Here is a 13,685-nt window from a genome sequence, read left to right as displayed (position 1 = left end):
TGCCATGCAGTTGGTCGAGCAGTGCCTCGAATTCGTCGTCGGTAATGTCGGTGCTGGCATTGGCTGCCGGCGCTGCCGGTGCAGCGGGCGCAGCATCCGACGGCGCCGTGGCCACGGCGTCGGCCGCGAACTGGCCTTTGCCATGCAACTGGTCGAGCAGGGATTCGAATTCCGCGTCGGTAATGTCTTCGCTGGTCGGCGTGGCGACCGGCGCAGCCGCAGCCGGCGCTTCAGCTTGAGCCTTGACCGCATTGAGCGAGTCGAGCAGTTGCTCGAATTCGCTGTCGGTCACATCCGGCTCGGCTGGCGCCACCGGCTCAGGCTCGGCTTGCACCGCAGGCGCCTCGGCAGCCGGTTCGGCCAGGCGCGCCAGGGCGGCCAGCAGTTCCGGGGTGGCGGCAGTGATCGGCGCACGTTCGCGCACTTCACTGAACATGCCGTTGACCGCATCCAGTGCTTCGAGAATCACGTCCATCAATTCCGAGTCAACCTTGCGCTCACCCTTGCGCAGGATGTCGAACACGTTCTCGGCGATGTGACAGCACTCCACCAGCTCATGGAGCTGGAGGAAGCCGGCGCCCCCTTTTACAGTGTGAAAACCGCGAAAAATTGCATTGAGCAGGTTCGCATCATCCGGGCGGCTTTCCAGCTCGACCAGTTGTTCGGACAGTTGCTCTAAAATTTCGCCGGCCTCTACAAGGAAATCCTGAAGGATTTCTTCATCGGCGCCGAAGCTCATGTGGGTGCTCCTTAGAAGCCTAAACTGGACAGCAAATCGTCTACGTCATCTTGACCGGATACGACGTCTTCACGTTTATCGGCATGAATCTGCGGACCTTCACCCTTGGCGAGATGTTTTTGTGGATCTTTTTCCGAGAGGATCGCTTCGCGGTCATGTTCGATGCCGGCAAAACGGTCGACCTGGCCGGCCATGAGCACCAGTTTGAGCAGGTTGCTTTCCACTTCGGTGACCAGTTGGGTCACCCGCTTGATCACCTGGCCTGTGAGGTCCTGGTAATCCTGGGCCAGCAGAATATCGTTGAGGTTGCTGGCCACCGTGCGGTTTTCCTGTTCGCTGCGCGACAGAAAACCGTCGACGCGACGCGCCAGCTCACGGAACTCTTCAGCCCCCACTTCGCGGCGCATGAAGCGGCCCCAGTCCACGCTCAGGGCGTGGGCTTCGCTGGCCATGCCGTTGACCAGGGGCGTGGCGTTTTCCACCAGGTCCATGGTGCGGTTGGCCGCCGCCTCGGTCAGCCTGACCACATAGGACAAGCGTTCAGTGGCATCGGTGATCTGCGAAATCTCTTCGGCCTGGGGCATGCGCGGGTCAATCTGGAAATTGACGATCGCACTGTGCAGCTCGCGTGTGAGCTTGCCCACTTCCTGATACAGGCCGCGGTCACGGGTCTGGTTAAGCTCATGGATCAACTGCACCGCGTCGGCGAAATGGCCTTTTTCCAGGCTGTCGACCAACTGGTGAGCATGCTTTTTCAGGGTCGACTCAAAGTCGCCCAGTGTTGTTTCTTTATGCTCCATAGCTCCCCCGCGATGGCATTAGCCGTGGATGCGTTCGAAGATTTTTTCGATCTTCTCTTTCAAGGCCAATGCTGTGAATGGCTTGACCACGTAACCGTTGACCCCGGCTTGGGCGGCTTCGATGATCTGTTCACGCTTGGCTTCGGCGGTCACCATCAACACCGGCAGGCTGCGCAGTTTTTCATCGGCGCGCACATGGCGCAGCAAATCGATACCGGTCATGCCCGGCATGTTCCAGTCGGTTACCAGAAAGTCGATGCTGCCGCTGTTGAGGATCGGAATCGCCGTAATGCCGTCATCCGCCTCGACCGTGTTAGTGAACCCAAGGTCACGCAACAGGTTTTTTATGATCCGCCGCATCGTTGAGAAGTCATCAACGATGAGGATTTTCATGTTCTTGTCCAATTCGACCTCCAAGCAGTCTTAAACGCGCCCAGCACCTGGACGCGCCACTTCAATCAACAGGCGTTACACAAAAAGGACTGCCCAGGGCACCACGGAGCGAATCCGCAAAGGCCGAAACCTTCGCGGTAGCATCTGCAGTGTCCCCACACTGCCTGTCAGCGCGCGCGCCACTCTCCCAACCGCCCCCGCAAGCGGGCCGCGCACTGGCTATGCAACTGGCTGACACGCGATTCGCTGACCCCCAGGACCTCACCGATTTCCTTGAGGTTCAGCTCTTCGTCGTAGTACAGCGCCAGCACCAGGCGCTCACGCTCCGGCAAGTTGGCAATGGCGTCCGCCAATGCTCCCTGGAAACGCTCATCTTCCAGATCGCGCGACGGTTCCATATGCGCACTCGCGCCGTCCTCGTGCAGCCCTTCGTGTTCGCCGTCCTGTAACAGGTCGTCGAAACTGAACAGGCGGCTGCCCAAGGTATCGTTCAAAATCCCGTAATAATCGTCGAGACTCAATTGGAGTTCGGCCGCAACTTCATGATCTTTAGCGTCACGACCGGTTTTTGCTTCAATTGCGCGAATTGCGTCACTGACCATGCGCGTATTGCGGTGTACCGAACGCGGCGCCCAGTCCCCTTTACGCACCTCATCGAGCATCGCGCCACGGATACGGATACCCGCATACGTTTCGAAACTCGCGCCCTTGCTCGCGTCATATTTGGTCGACACTTCGAGCAGGCCGATCATGCCGGCCTGGATCAGGTCTTCAACCTGCACGCTGGCAGGCAGGCGCGCCAGCAAGTGGTAGGCAATGCGCTTGACCAGGGGCGCATAGCGCTCGATCAATTCGCCCTGGCTGTCACGTGCCGACTTTTTGTAAAGGTTGTAGCCGCTTGATGTCATAGCACAGGTCCCGCGCTCGTCTGATGCACCAGTCGCTCGACGAAAAACTCCAGATGCCCCCGAGGGTTGGCAGGCAACGGCCAGGTATCGACCTTCTGGGCAATGGCCTTGAATGCCAGTGCGCACTTCGAACGAGGGAACGCTTCGTAGACCGCACGCTGCTTTTGCACGGCCTTGCGCACACACTCGTCGTAGGGAACGGCGCCGACATATTGTAAAGCCACATCGAGGAAACGATCCGTGACCTTGGTCAACTTGGCGAACAGGTTGCGCCCTTCCTGCGGGCTCTGGGCCATGTTGGCCAGCACGCGAAAGCGGTTCATGCCGTAGTCACGGTTGAGCAGTTTGATCAGGGCGTAGGCATCGGTAATCGAGGTGGGCTCGTCGCACACCACCAGCAGTACTTCTTGCGCTGCGCGGACAAAGCTGACCACCGACTCGCCGATCCCGGCGGCGGTGTCGATCACCAGCACGTCGAGGTTGTCGCCGATATCGCTGAAGGCCTGGATCAGGCCGGCATGCTGCGCCGGACTCAAGTGCACCATGCTCTGGGTGCCGGAGGCGGCCGGTACGATGCGGATCCCACCGGGCCCCTGCAGCAGCACGTCGCGCAGCTCACAGCGGCCTTCGATCACATCGGCCAGCGTGTGTTTGGGGGTCAGCCCCAACAGAACGTCCACGTTGGCCAGGCCCAGGTCAGCATCCAGCAGCATGACGCGACGGCCAAGCTCTGCCAGGGCCAGGGACAAATTCACTGACACGTTAGTTTTGCCGACGCCACCTTTGCCGCCGGTCACCGCGATCACCTGTACGGGATGCATGCTGCCCATTTTATTTCTTTACCTTGTCTTGCTTAGACGCAGGCTACATGGCTTGGCCGCGTGTATCGCTTGCAGACCATCGATGTAGGTACATTTCACGGTGTTCATCCTGCCTCATCCCACCCGTTTTGCCGGGTTGTGATAAAGGTCGGCGAACATATCAGCCATCGCTTCCTCGCTAGGCTCGTCTTGCATTTGCACGCTGACAGCACGGCTGACCAACTGATGACGGCGCGGCAGATGCAAATCATCCGGAATCCGCGGCCCGTCGGTCAGGTAGGCGACCGGTAGTTCATGACTGATTGCCAGGCTCAGCACTTCGCCCAGGCTGGCGGTTTCATCCAGTTTGGTCAGGATACAACCGGCCAGGCCGCAGCGCTTATAGCTGTGGTAGGCAGCGGTAAGAACCTGTTTCTGGCTGGTGGTTGCAAGCACCAGGTAATTTTTCGACTTGATGCCACGCCCGGCCAGGCTTTCGAGCTGCATGCGCAGGGCCGGGTCGCTGGCTTGCAGGCCGGCGGTATCGATCAACACCACGCGCTTGCGCAGCAGCGGGTCGAGGGCGTTGGCCAGGGACTGGCCCGGGTCGACGTGGGTCACCGGCACATTGAGGATGCGGCCCAGGGTCTTGAGCTGTTCCTGGGCGCCGATGCGGTAGCTGTCCATGCTCACCAGCGCGATGTTCTGCGCGCCGTACTTGAGCACGTAGCGTGCCGCCAGCTTGGCCAGGGTGGTGGTCTTGCCCATGCCGGCAGGACCGACCATGGCGATCACCCCGCCCTCTTCCAGGGGTTCGATCTCCGGGGTGGCGATCATGCGCGCCAGGTGCGCCAGCAGCATGCGCCACGCTTGGCGAGGTTCTTCGACTTCGGCGGTCAGCGCCAGCAGGTCGCGGGACAACGGGCCGGACAGGCCGATGCGTTGCAGGCGACGCCACAGGTTGGCCTGCTGCGGCTTGCTGCCTTGCAGTTGCGTCCAGGCCAAAGAGCCCAGTTGCACTTCGAGCAGCTCGCGCAGGCCGTTGAGTTCAAAGCGCATCGAATCGAACACACGCTGATCGACTGCGGCGGCCGGGGCTGGCGCGGCGGGACGTGGCGGTTCGACAAACGTAGGTTCCACCAGCGGCTCGGAAGCGGTCAGCGGCAGGCCGGCGAACAACTGGCGATTGGTGGTGGCGTCGCTGTCGCCGCGCATGCTCAATTCGGCCTGGGCCGAGACGATGCGCGAAGCGGTCTTGCGCAGCTCGTCTTCAAGCTCCATGTTCGGCACGCGCGGGGCCAGGGCCTGGGGGGTGTAATCCAGGGCAGCCGTCAGCTCGACACCGCCGGCAATACGACGGTTACCGATAATCGCGGCATCGGCGCCCAGCTCATCGCGGACCAACTTCATGGCCTGACGCATATCGGCGGCGAAAAAACGCTTTACTTGCATAACCCACTACCCTCAGCCGTTGGGCCCTACTGTCGCGACGATAGTCACTTGCTTATTGTCAGGAATTTCCTGGTAAGCCAACACGTGCAAATTCGGTACTGCCAGGCGTCCAAAGCGCGACAACATCGCGCGGACCGGACCGGCCACCAGCAGAATCACCGGCTGGCCCTGCATTTCCTGGCGCTGCGCGGCTTCGATCAACGAACGCTGCAGCTTTTCAGCCATGCTTGGCTCCAGCAAAACCCCTTCTTCCTGGCCTTGCCCTGCCTTCTGAATACTATTGAGCAATATCTGTTCCAACCTTGGCTCCAAGGTGATAACAGGCAGCTCAGACTCAACGCCTACAATGCTTTGCACGATTGCGCGGGACAAACCGACGCGCACGGCGGCCACCAGCGCGGCAGTATCTTGACTCTTGGCGGCGTTGTTGGCGATGGCTTCGGCAATGCTGCGAATGTCGCGAACCGGCACTTGTTCGGCGAGCAAGGCTTGCAACACCTTGAGCAACTGCGACAGCGACAGCACGCCCGGCACCAGCTCTTCGGCCAGTTTCGGCGAGGCCTTGGCCAGCAAACCCATCAATTGCTGGACTTCCTCGTGGCCGATCAGCTCGTGGGAGTGCTTGTAGAGGATCTGGTTGAGGTGGGTGGCGACCACGGTGCTGGCGTCGACCACCGTGTAACCCAGCGATTGCGCCTGGCTGCGCTGGCTGACTTCGATCCACACCGCCTCCAGGCCGAAAGCCGGATCTTTGGCGGTAATGCCGTTGAGCGTACCGAACACCTGCCCCGGGTTGATCGCAAGTTCGCGGTCGGGGTAGATCTCGGCTTCGGCCAGGATCACGCCCATCAGGGTCAGCCGGTAGGCGCTGGGGGCCAGGTCGAGGTTGTCGCGGATATGCACGGTGGGCATCAGGAAGCCCAGGTCCTGGGACAGCTTCTTGCGCACACCCTTGATCCGCGCCAGCAGCTGGCCGCCCTGGTTGCGGTCCACCAGCGGAATCAGGCGGTAGCCGACTTCCAGGCCGATCATGTCGATCGGGGTCACATCATCCCAGCCCAACTCCTTGGTTTCCTGGGCGCGGGTCGGGGATGGCAGCAATTCCTGCTGGCGCGCGATTTCCTGCTGGGCCTGGACCTTGACTGCATTCTGCTTTTTCCAGAACAGATAGGCCGCGCCGCCGGCCATGGCCGCCATGCTCAGGAACGAAACGTGAGGCATGCCCGGCACGATGCCCATGACGGCCATGATGCCGGCGGCCACGGCCAGCGCCTTGGGCGAGGCGAACATCTGGCGGCTGATCTGCTTGCCCATGTCTTCGGAGCCCGAAGCACGGGTCACCATGATCGCTGCCGCTGTGGATAACAACAGTGATGGCAATTGCGCCACTAAACCGTCACCGATGGTCAGCAAGGCGTACACCTTGCCCGCATCGCCAAAGGTCATGCCGTGCTGGAAGATACCCACGGCCATGCCGCCGATCAGGTTGATGAACAGGATCAACAGGCCGGCGATGGCGTCACCGCGCACGAATTTGCTGGCGCCGTCCATGGAGCCGTAGAACTCGGCCTCCTGGGCCACTTCCAGGCGCCGGGATTTTGCCTGGTTCTGGTCGATCAGGCCGGCGTTGAGGTCGGCGTCGATGGCCATCTGCTTACCGGGCATCGCATCCAGGGTAAAGCGTGCGCTCACCTCGGAAATCCGCCCGGCACCCTTGGTCACCACCACGAAGTTGATAATCATCAGGATCGCGAACACCACGATACCGACCACATAGTTACCGCCGATCACCACCTCACCGAAGGCCTGGATCACCTTACCGGCGGCGGCGTGACCGTCCTGGCCGTGGAGCATCACCACGCGGGTGGACGCCACGTTCAGCGCCAGGCGCAACAGGGTCGCCACCAGCAGGATGGTGGGAAATACCGCGAAATCCAAAGGCCGCAGGGCGTACACACAGACCAGCAGCACCACCACCGACAGGGCGATGTTGAAGGTGAAAAACACGTCGAGCAGGAACGGCGGCATCGGCAACATCATCATTGCCAGCATCACCAGCAACAACAACGGCACACCCAGATTGCCCCGCGACAGGTCAGTCAGGGTGCCACGGGCCGTGCTGAGCATTTGAGAGCGATCTACCACCGGTATTCCTCGTGTCCTTGAAGCAAAGTTTTGACGCCGGGAGGCGTCCTGAAGGCGGTATTGCAAGAAGCCTTCCAACTTTTGCCCCACGGCCAGGATGACTCTGCCAACGACCGGATCTACTGGGTGTAACCGATTCAAATGTGGGAGGGGGCTTGCCCCCGATAGCGGTGGATCAGTGATGAATTTATTGACTGACATACTGCAATCGGGGGCAAGCCCCCTCCCACAGTTGGGAATGCCGCCTGGGACGCTCCGCGTCTCAACAACCCGATTCACCACAGTTGCCTGCCTGGATGGGCAACGCATAAATGCCCTCGGGCCGATGGACCATTTGAAACTTCAGATGCTTACCCTCCGACAGCGCCGTCCAGCGCCAATCCTTGTGATTGATGAACACGTGCTCTGCCCGGTCATCCAGCTCGATCAGCCAGTCGCCCCTGATCCAGTCATAGGATTTGACAGTCCCCATCGCCACTTTCAATACCGCTCTCCCTGCATCTCGTTTACTACCTGCGCGCAGTGCTGATGGGTAAATGAAACCGTGGGAAAGCCTCGGCTGGCTACTGTCAAAGTTGACAGGTAGACGCGGGTCGATGGCGGATGATAGGCAGGTGATAGCGTGGATCATGCCTGCGAGGGCTTTTTGCGCCTGCGGGAAGGTCGTTGCCTGGGAGGCGTCTGTGGGGATTCAACGCTTTCAATGGCTGTCGACTGAACGGCAACCTCATTGCCATCGCGATCCAGAGCCTTGAAGCCAATGCCCTTGACCGCATCGCACCACCTGACCGTGCCCCGATCCATCACCGCCTCCCGAGCCGCGCATGGCTGCGTGGCTCATCGCTGTATCAAACAGTGAAGGCGGCGTATTGGCTACTGTCAAAGTTGACAGGTAGAACGCACACCTCTGTAGGAGCGAGCTTGCTCGCGAAGGTGGGTAACGATAACGCGGGGAGTCAGGATGAACGCGGCGACGGTGAGTTTTTCGCGAGCAAGCTCGCTCCTGCAGTGAGCCGCAGCGTTCAGGAGTCGCGACGCAAATCCGGCGGGATCGGCAGGTCCTTGAGCGGATCAGGCCGCTTGCCCTTGCCCGCCCGGTATTGGCGGATCTGGTAGACGTAGGCCAGCACCTGGGCCACCGCCAGGTACAACCCGGCCGGGATTTCCTGGTCCAGGTCGGTGGAATAGAAAATCGACCGCGCCAGCGCCGGGGATTCCAGCAGCAGGATGTCGTTGGCCACGGCGATTTCGCGGATTTTCAACGCGGTAAAGTCGCTGCCCTTGGCCAGCAACATCGGCGCGCCGCCCTTTTCCGGGTCGTACTTGAGGGCCACGGCATAGTGGGTCGGGTTGGTGATGATCACGTCGGCGTCGGGCACCGAGGCCATCATCTTGCGCTGGGACATTTCGCGCTGCAGTTGGCGGATGCGTTGCTTGACCTCCGGGCGCCCTTCCTGGTCCTTGTGTTCGTCGCGCACTTCCTGCTTGGTCATCAGCAGTTTCTTGTGGCTTTCCCACAACTGGATCGGCGCGTCCACCGCCGCGATGATGATCAACCCGGCGGACATCCACAACGCGCTCCAGCCCACCACTTGCAGGCTGTGGATGATCGCCGACTCCAGCGGTTCATGGGCGATGCGCAGCAGATCGTCGATGTCGGACGACAATACCGTCACCGCCACGAACAGAATCAGGATGAATTTGGCCAGCGCCTTGAGCAGTTCCACCAGGGCCTTGGTGGAAAACATGCGCTTGAGGCCGGCCGCCGGGTTCATGCGACTGAACTTGGGCGCCATGCTGCTGGCAGCAAATAGCCAGCCGCCCAGGGCGACCGGGCCGATCAGCGCGGCCAGCAGCAACGTGATCAGAATCGGCTGCACCGCCAGCAGCGCGATCGTGCCCGAATGCAGCAGGTACTGGCCCATGGAGTCGGGGTTGAGCAACACCTCCCGGGGCAGAGTGAAGTTGTGCTTCATCAGCTCCAGCAAATCCAGCGCCAGGCCACCGCCGTAGATCAGCAAGGCACCGGCGCCGGCCATCATGGTCGCAACGGTATTGAGCTCTTTGGAGCGCGCGATCTCGCCCTTTTCCCTGGAGTCCTTTTTACGTTTCTCCGTGGGGTCTTCTGTCTTGTCCTGACCACTCTCGCTCTCGGCCATGGCTCAGCGCGCCCGTGCCAGGTCACGTAGGAACTGCAGGGCGTCGGTCGCCAGCGGTTGATACTGATTGAGAATGTCGGCCAGGCCGATCCAGAAAATCCCCATGCCCATCACCAGGGTCAAAGGGAAGCCGATCGAGAAAATGTTCAGTTGCGGGGCTGCGCGGGTCATCACGCCAAACGCGATGTTGACCACCAGCAGCGCGGTGATGGCCGGCAGCACCAGCAGCAAGGACGCGCCCAGCACCCAGCCGAGGCGCCCCACCAGTTCCCAGAAATGGTTGACCACCAGCCCCGAGCCCACCGGCAAGGTGGTGAAGCTTTCGGTCAGCACCTCGAACGCCACCAAATGGCCGTTCATGGCCAGGAACAGCAAGGTCACCAACATGGTCAAAAATTGCCCGATCACCGCCGCCGACACACCGTTGGTGGGGTCGACCATGGACGCAAAGCCCATGCCCATCTGGACCGAGATGATTTGGCCGGCCACCACAAACGCCTGGAAGAACAGGCTCAGGGAAAAACCCAGCATGGCGCCGATCAGGATCTGTTCGGCAATCAGCAGCAGCGCACTGAGGTCGAGGGCATTGACCGGCGGCATCGGCGGCAGGCCGGGCACGATCACGACCGTAATGGCTACCGCGAAATACAAGCGCACACGCCGTGGCACGAGGGTGGTGCCGAACACCGGCATGGCCATCAACATGGCCGTGACGCGAAACATCGGCAGGATGAACGAGGCCACCCAGGTACTGATCTGGGTGTCGGTCAGGGCCAATAAGGATTGCATCGGCTCAGCCGATCAACTGCGGAATACTGCCGTACAGCTGCAGGATGTATTCCATGAAGGTTTGCACCAGCCACGGGCCGGCGACGATCAGGGTGATCAGCATCACCAGCAGGCGCGGCAGGAAGCTCAGGGTCTGCTCGTTGATTTGGGTGGCGGCCTGGAACATCGCCACCAGCAGGCCGACCAGCAGACTCGGCACCACCAGCACGGCGACCATCACGGTGGTCAGCCACAGTGCTTCACGGAACAGGTCGACGGCAACTTCTGGAGTCATGCCGCTATACCCCCCCGAAACTGCCGGCCAGGGTGCCGATAATCAGCGCCCAGCCGTCCACCAGCACAAACAGCATGATCTTGAACGGCAGCGAGATGATCAGCGGCGACAGCATCATCATGCCCATCGCCATCAGCACGCTCGCCACCACCAGGTCGATGATCAGGAACGGGATGAAGATCATGAAGCCGATCTGGAACGCGGTCTTCAATTCCGAGGTGACGAAGGCCGGCACCAGAATCGTCAGCGGCGCCTGGTCCGGGGTGGCAATGTCGGTACGCTTGGACAGGCGCATGAACAACTCGAGGTCGCTGGAGCGGGTCTGCGACAGCATGAAGTCCTTGATCGGGCCCTGGGCCTTGTCGATCGCGTCCTGGGCCGTGAGCTTTTCCGCCAGGTAAGGCTGCAGGGCTTGCTGGTTCACCTTGTCGAAGACCGGCGCCATGATGAACAGGGTCAAAAACAGCGCCATGCCGGTGAGGATCTGGTTCGACGGCGTCTGCTGCAGGCCGAGGGCCTGGCGCAGGATCGAGAACACGATGATGATCCGCGTAAAGCTGGTCATCAGCATGACGAACGCCGGGATAAAACTCAGCGCGGTCATGATCAGCAGGATCTGCAGGCTGACCGAGTATTCCTGCGCGCCGGCCGCATTGGTGCCCAGGGTAATCGCCGGAATCGACAACGGGTCGGCGCCCAGTGCCATCGGCGCGGCCAGCAACAGCATGAGCGTCAGGAACACGCGCATTACTTCTTATCCTTCTGGTCCTTGCCCAGCAATTCCATCAGGCGCTGGGCGAATTCTGGCGTGGCGGTCTCGCTGCTGGCCGCGTCCACGGGGGTTTTGAGTACGTGCAACGGGGTGATGCGGCCAGGGGTGATGCCGAGCAAGATCTGCTCCTCGCCGACCTGCACCAGCACCAATCGGTCCCGCGGGCCGAGGGCACGCGAGCCGACCAGTTCGATCACCTGGGCATTGCCCGGGCCGATGCGCTGCACGCGGCGCATCAGCCAGGCCAGTACGAAGATCAAGCCGATCACCAGCAACAGGCCGAGCAGCAACTGCGTCAACTGCCCGCCGACGCTGCCGACCACCGGTGCCGCCGCCGCTTGCGCCACCGGCTCGGCCGCCAGCGCGCTCAACGGCAGCGCCAGCCACAGTCCCGCCATCGAGTACTTCATTTCAGCGCAACTTCTTGATGCGTTCGCTCGGGCTGATCACGTCGGTCAGGCGAATGCCGAACTTCTCGTTGACCACCACCACCTCGCCATGGGCGATCAGCGTGCCGTTGACCAGCACGTCCAGCGGCTCGCCGGCCAGGCGGTCCAGCTCGATCACCGAACCCTGGTTGAGCTGCAGCAGGTTGCGGATGTTGATTTCGGTGCTGCCCACTTCCATGGAAATCGACACTGGAATGTCCAGGATCACGTCCAGGTTGGGGCCGTCGAGGGTCACCGGGTCGTTGTTTTTCGGCACGCTGCCGAATTCTTCCATCGGCAGGCGCTTGCCCGCCGGTGCGGACGCGGCGTCGGCGGCCAGCAGCGCGTCGATGTCGTCCTGGCCGACATCGCCGGTTTCTTCCAGGGCCGCAGCCCACTCGTCAGCCAGGGCCTGGTCTTCAGCGGAAGTGTTTTCGTGTTCGGTAGCCATTACATGTCCTCGGCGTAGCAAAAATGAATGTTGATCAGCGGCGGTTGATCGGTTCGATCACTTGCAACGCCAGGTTGCCTTTGTGAGAGCCGAGCTTGACCTTGAACGACGGCACACCGTTGGCGCGCATGATCAGTTCTTCCGGCAATTCGACGGGGATCACGTCCCCCGGCTGCATGTGCAGAATGTCGCGCAGGCGCAGCTGGCGACGGGCCACAGTGGCGCTCAGGGGCACGTCGACGTCCAGCAGGTCTTCGCGCAGGGCCTTGACCCAGCGCTCGTCCTGGTCGTCGAGGTCGGACTGGAAACCGGCGTCGAGCATTTCGCGCACCGGCTCGATCATCGAGTACGGCATGGTCACGTGCAGATCGCCGCCGCCGCCATCGAGTTCGATGTGGAACGTGGACACCACAATGGCTTCGCTAGGCCCGACGATGTTGGCCATGGCCGGGTTCACTTCCGAGTTGATGTACTCGAAATTGACTTCCATGACCGCCTGCCACGCTTCCTTCAAGTCGATGAAAGCCTGCTCCAGCACCATGCGCACCACGCGCAGTTCGGTGGGCGTGAACTCACGGCCTTCGATCTTGGCGTGACGGCCGTCGCCGCCGAAGAAGTTGTCCACCAGCTTGAACACCAGTTTGGCGTCAAGGATGAACAGCGCGGTGCCGCGCAACGGCTTGATCTTGACCAGGTTGAGGCTGGTGGGCACGTACAGCGAGTGCACGTATTCACCGAACTTCATCACCTGCACGCCACCCACGGCGACGTCCGCCGAGCGGCGCAGCATGTTGAACATACTGATGCGGGTATAACGGGCGAAACGTTCGTTGATCATTTCCAGGGTCGGCATGCGTCCACGGACGATGCGATCCTGGCTGGTCAGGTCATAACTTTTGACACTGCCGGGCTCGGCAGCCATTTCGGTCTGCACCAGACCATCGTCCACGCCATGCAACAGCGCGTCGATTTCATCCTGGGACAGCAGGTCTTGCACGGCCATGTCGTGATCCTACTGCAATACGAAGTTAGTGAAGAGCGCCTGCTCTATCACGACTTTGCCGAGCTCTTTCTGGGCCACTTCCTGCACGCTGGCAGTGACCTTCTGGCGCAGCATTTCCTGGCCCACCGGGGTGGCCAGGCTGTCGAAGCTCTGGCCCGAGAACAGCATCACCAGGTTGTTGCGGATCACCGGCATGTGCACCTTGAGCGCGTCCAGGTCCGCCTGGTTGCGCGCCAGCAAGGTGATGCTCACCTGCAAGTAGCGTTGGCGACCGTTCTGATTGTAGTTGGCGACAAAGGCCGGCAGCATCGGTTCGAAGATTGCCGGTTGCTTGACGTTAGTGGCGGTGTCGGCGGCAGGCGCAGGTTTGCTGGCATTGCTGTGCATGATGTACCAGGTGCCGCCAATCGAGGCGCCAATGGCCAGGAGCAGGCCCAGCACAATCAGCAGGATCAGCTTGAGCTTGCCTTTGCCTTTGCCTGCCGGGGGAGTTGCTGCGTCGTCGCTGTTCGCCATGCCAATAATCCGTCACTATTCGGGAATTCATAGATATACGGATAGGCAAGAGCAAG

Annotated in this window: 16 protein-coding genes; all 16 read right to left on the bottom strand. The window is 61.1% G+C overall.

Features of this window, described 5'->3' with window-relative positions:
• Positions 1 to 739: Hpt domain-containing protein (locus tag BFP89_RS05730; RefSeq protein ID WP_176718395.1), on the bottom strand; the 739-nt coding region annotated here is incomplete at its 3' end.
• A gap of 11 nt (positions 740 to 750) precedes the next feature.
• Positions 751 to 1,539: a protein phosphatase CheZ gene (locus tag BFP89_RS05725; RefSeq protein ID WP_065884565.1), complete on the bottom strand. Its 789-nt coding sequence runs from the start codon at positions 1,537 to 1,539 to the stop codon at positions 751 to 753.
• Positions 1,540 to 1,557: 18 nt separating this feature from the next.
• The gene (locus BFP89_RS05720) at positions 1,558 to 1,932 is read right to left on the bottom strand and encodes a chemotaxis response regulator CheY (protein ID WP_015885173.1); all 375 of its coding nucleotides are present in this window, start codon (positions 1,930 to 1,932) and stop codon (positions 1,558 to 1,560) included.
• Positions 1,933 to 2,099: 167 nt separating this feature from the next.
• Positions 2,100 to 2,840, bottom strand: a complete 741-nt coding sequence (fliA, locus tag BFP89_RS05715) for an RNA polymerase sigma factor FliA (protein ID WP_065884564.1) — start codon at positions 2,838 to 2,840, stop codon at positions 2,100 to 2,102.
• Positions 2,837 to 3,670 (bottom strand): flagellar synthesis regulator FleN, encoded by an 834-nt coding sequence (gene fleN, locus BFP89_RS05710; RefSeq protein ID WP_003192912.1) that lies wholly within the window; start codon positions 3,668 to 3,670, stop codon positions 2,837 to 2,839. The genes fliA and fleN overlap by 4 nt, the downstream gene beginning before the upstream one ends.
• A 105-nt stretch (positions 3,671 to 3,775) precedes the next feature.
• On the bottom strand, positions 3,776 to 5,092 hold the full coding sequence (gene flhF, locus BFP89_RS05705; protein WP_065884563.1) for a flagellar biosynthesis protein FlhF: 1,317 nt from the start codon (positions 5,090 to 5,092) through the stop codon (positions 3,776 to 3,778).
• A gap of 12 nt (positions 5,093 to 5,104) precedes the next feature.
• A complete protein-coding gene (flhA, locus tag BFP89_RS05700) occupies positions 5,105 to 7,219 on the bottom strand; it encodes a flagellar biosynthesis protein FlhA (RefSeq protein WP_065884562.1) in 2,115 nt (704 codons plus the stop codon).
• A gap of 280 nt (positions 7,220 to 7,499) precedes the next feature.
• Complete coding sequence (locus tag BFP89_RS05695) at positions 7,500 to 7,715, bottom strand: hypothetical protein (protein ID WP_240995355.1); 216 nt, start codon at positions 7,713 to 7,715, stop codon at positions 7,500 to 7,502.
• A gap of 544 nt (positions 7,716 to 8,259) precedes the next feature.
• Positions 8,260 to 9,396 carry a flagellar biosynthesis protein FlhB gene (gene flhB / locus BFP89_RS05690; RefSeq protein ID WP_065884560.1) on the bottom strand — a complete coding sequence of 379 codons (1,137 nt, stop codon included), beginning with the start codon at positions 9,394 to 9,396 and terminating at the stop codon, positions 8,260 to 8,262.
• A 3-nt stretch (positions 9,397 to 9,399) separates the two neighbouring features.
• Positions 9,400 to 10,185, bottom strand: a complete 786-nt coding sequence (gene fliR, locus BFP89_RS05685; protein WP_065884559.1) for a flagellar biosynthetic protein FliR — start codon at positions 10,183 to 10,185, stop codon at positions 9,400 to 9,402.
• Positions 10,186 to 10,189: 4 nt separating this feature from the next.
• Positions 10,190 to 10,459 (bottom strand): flagellar biosynthesis protein FliQ, encoded by a 270-nt coding sequence (gene fliQ / locus BFP89_RS05680; protein WP_027603863.1) that lies wholly within the window; start codon positions 10,457 to 10,459, stop codon positions 10,190 to 10,192.
• 4 nt (positions 10,460 to 10,463) lie between these two features.
• The gene (gene fliP / locus BFP89_RS05675) at positions 10,464 to 11,207 is read right to left on the bottom strand and encodes a flagellar type III secretion system pore protein FliP (protein ID WP_032895954.1); all 744 of its coding nucleotides are present in this window, start codon (positions 11,205 to 11,207) and stop codon (positions 10,464 to 10,466) included.
• The gene (gene fliO, locus BFP89_RS05670) at positions 11,207 to 11,641 is read right to left on the bottom strand and encodes a flagellar biosynthetic protein FliO (RefSeq protein WP_065884558.1); all 435 of its coding nucleotides are present in this window, start codon (positions 11,639 to 11,641) and stop codon (positions 11,207 to 11,209) included. Before fliO ends, fliP begins: the two co-directional genes overlap by 1 nt.
• A 1-nt stretch (position 11,642) precedes the next feature.
• A complete protein-coding gene (gene fliN / locus BFP89_RS05665; RefSeq protein WP_053257298.1) occupies positions 11,643 to 12,110 on the bottom strand; it encodes a flagellar motor switch protein FliN in 468 nt (155 codons plus the stop codon).
• 34 nt (positions 12,111 to 12,144) lie between these two features.
• The gene (gene fliM / locus BFP89_RS05660; protein WP_065884557.1) at positions 12,145 to 13,113 is read right to left on the bottom strand and encodes a flagellar motor switch protein FliM; all 969 of its coding nucleotides are present in this window, start codon (positions 13,111 to 13,113) and stop codon (positions 12,145 to 12,147) included.
• Between the two features lie 9 nt (positions 13,114 to 13,122).
• Positions 13,123 to 13,629: a flagellar basal body-associated protein FliL gene (gene fliL / locus BFP89_RS05655; protein WP_065884556.1), complete on the bottom strand. Its 507-nt coding sequence runs from the start codon at positions 13,627 to 13,629 to the stop codon at positions 13,123 to 13,125.
• Positions 13,630 to 13,685 lie beyond the last annotated feature (56 nt).

Source organism: Pseudomonas sp. 31 R 17 (assembly GCF_900004915.1).
GTDB classification, from domain to species: Bacteria; Pseudomonadota; Gammaproteobacteria; order Pseudomonadales; family Pseudomonadaceae; genus Aquipseudomonas; species Aquipseudomonas orientalis_A.
Note: the sequence above shows the minus strand (reverse complement) of the source record. Positions and strands in the feature narration are given on the sequence as shown.